This window comes from Thermoflexus sp. (assembly GCF_025055495.1).
Classification (GTDB): Bacteria; Chloroflexota; Anaerolineae; order Thermoflexales; family Thermoflexaceae; genus Thermoflexus.
Genome location: NZ_JANWXB010000051.1, coordinates 1 through 2,424, shown reverse-complemented (window position 1 = coordinate 2,424; position 2,424 = coordinate 1). Strand labels below are relative to the sequence as shown.

Below are 2,424 nucleotides of genomic sequence, written 5' to 3'. Positions count from 1 at the left end.
CGCCTGAAGCTGCACACGGCGTCATGGATTGAGGGTTGATGTTCTCTCCTCCTCCCCACGGTCCCCTGGGCTGTGGGGAGAGGCCATTCTTCCGATCGCCATCGGAGGACATCTGTGATGGCAGCGCCGATCATGCGCGTTGAACGGATCGCGGATTATGTCGGTCAGGAAGTCACTGTTCAGGGCTGGCTGTATAACAAGACCGACAAAGGACGTCTCTACTTCCTGCTGGTGCGGGACGGAACGGGCATCGTCCAGTGCGTGGTATCCATGCGGGATGTCCCCCCGGAGACCTTCGAGGCCGCCCGTCGGGTGACCCAGGAGTCCTCCCTCATCGTTACCGGCACGGTCCGCCAGGACGCCCGGGCGCCGGGGGTGCCGGGGGGCTACGAGATCGCCGCCCGCGAGATCCACATCGTTCAACTGGCTCAGGATTACCCCATCGGCCCTAAAGAGCACGGGGTGGAGTTCCTGCTGGACCACCGGCACCTGTGGCTGCGTTCCTCCCGCCAGTGGGCGATCCAGCGCATCCGCGCGACGGTGATCCGGGCGATCCGGGACTGGCTGGATGGGCAGGGGTTTCTGAACGTGGACACGCCGTTGCTCACGGGGACGGCGGCGGAGGGGACGACCACCCTTTTCCCGGTGGATTACTTCGGGGAGCGCCTCTATCTGGCTCAAACCGGGCAGCTTTACAACGAGGCCAACATCTTCGCCTTCGGCCGGGTGTATTGCTTTGGGCCGGCCTTTCGGGCGGAGCGCTCCAAGACCCGGCGGCATCTCCTGGAGTTCTGGATGGTGGAACCGGAGATGGCCTTCTGCACCTTTGAGGAGATGCTGGAGATCGCCGAGCAGCTGGTCTCATATGTGGTCGCTCGCGTGCTGGAAGAACGGCGAAACGAGCTCCGGGTGTTAGAGCGCAACACCGCGCCCTTAGAGAAGGTGACGCCCCCCTTTCCGCGCATCTCTTACGATGAGGCCGTCCGCCTGCTGAACGAGTGGGCGGAGGAGGCCACAGACCCGGAGCAGAAAGCTGCGCTGCGGATCGAATGGGGGGATGATTTCGGGGCGCCCCATGAGACCGCGCTCTCCCTGCATTTCGAGAAGCCGGTCTTCGTCACCCATTACCCAGCCGTCGTCAAGGCCTTCTACATGCAACCAGACCCCCAGCGGCCGGAGGTGGTCCGCTGCGCCGATCTGCTGGCCCCGGAAGGCTACGGGGAGATCATCGGAGGCAGCGAGCGCATCGCCGACTATGACCTCCTGTTGCAGCGGATTCGGGAGCACAACCTTCCGGTTGAGGAATACCAGTGGTATCTGGACCTGCGCCGCTATGGATCGGTGCCGCACAGCGGGTTCGGGCTGGGGATCGAGCGCACGGTGGCCTGGATCTGCCACCTGGATCATATCCGGGAGGCCATCGCCTTCCCGCGGATGCTCTACCGCTATCGGCCATAAATCGCCGATAAGATCTTTCCCGGGTCGCCCGAGCCTCCCTTTTTGTCCATCGGGGAAAGCCTTTAGGTGTGAGGGGATGAGGACCGCCCTCGGCGGTCCCACCTCTTAGAAAATTTCCTTTTCCATAATGAGAGGGGCCATGAGCAATCGGGCCATGGACTGGTTTCGTCAAGCGGAGCGAGATCTGGAGCAGGCGGAGGATTCCCGCCGGGCCGAACGGCATGAATGGGCGTGCTTTGCCACCCAGCAGGCGGCGGAGAAGGCCGTGAAAGCGTTGCACCTCTCTTGCGGGCAGGAAGCATGGGGCCATGTAATCGCCCGCCTGCTTCAGGAGCTCCCGGACACCATCCCTGTCCCCCGCGATTTGATTGAGAAGGCGCGGGTGCTGGATAATTTCTACATCCCTCCTCGATCCCCGAACAGCCATCCAGCTGGCGCGCCCTTTGAGCATTACGGACCCCTCCAGAGTGAGGAGGCGATCCGGTATGCCCGTGAAATCCTTGCGTTCGTCCGTGCTCAAATGGCCGGACCGGGCGGCCGTTGATCAGGCGGTGCGGATGTGGGCGGAGCAAGTCGCTCGAGAACGCCTGGAGGTGCTGCGGATCGGCTATTTCGGATCGTATGCCCGAGGGGATTGGGGGGTGGGCGGCGATGTGGATCTGATTGTGATCGTCCGTCATTCCGCTGCCCCCTTCGAACGGCGCGCGGTCGAATGGGACACCTCCCCCCTTCCCGTTCCAGCGGATCTGCTGATTTATACCCAGGAGGAGTGGGAGGCGCTGGATCGGGGAAGCCGGTTTTACCAAACGCTGGCGCGAGAGACCATCTGGGTGTATGAGCGCATGGAGCCTTCCTCTGGATAGACGCGCAGCGGGAGTCCTCCTCGCCCGGCTTCATCATCTCCCTTGCGCCCTCTACAGTGTGATTTCTGAGCATAGTGCTTTGTCCATTTTTCATTTGGGGGTT

3 protein-coding genes are annotated in these 2,424 nt (G+C 62.7%); all 3 read left to right on the top strand.

What is annotated here, in order from left to right; all coding sequences use genetic code 11:
• Positions 1-132 precede the first annotated feature (132 nt).
• Complete coding sequence (gene asnS, locus NZM16_RS01780) at positions 133-1,458, top strand: asparagine--tRNA ligase (protein ID WP_366946190.1); 1,326 nt, start codon at positions 133-135, stop codon at positions 1,456-1,458.
• A 139-nt stretch (positions 1,459-1,597) separates the two neighbouring features.
• On the top strand, positions 1,598-2,002 hold the full coding sequence (locus NZM16_RS01775) for a HEPN domain-containing protein (protein ID WP_295449945.1): 405 nt from the start codon (positions 1,598-1,600) through the stop codon (positions 2,000-2,002).
• Positions 1,944-2,321, top strand: coding sequence for a nucleotidyltransferase domain-containing protein (locus tag NZM16_RS01770; RefSeq protein ID WP_295449943.1), 378 nt, complete (start codon positions 1,944-1,946; stop codon positions 2,319-2,321). Before NZM16_RS01775 ends, NZM16_RS01770 begins: the two co-directional genes overlap by 59 nt.
• The last annotated feature ends 103 nt before the right edge of the window (positions 2,322-2,424 follow it).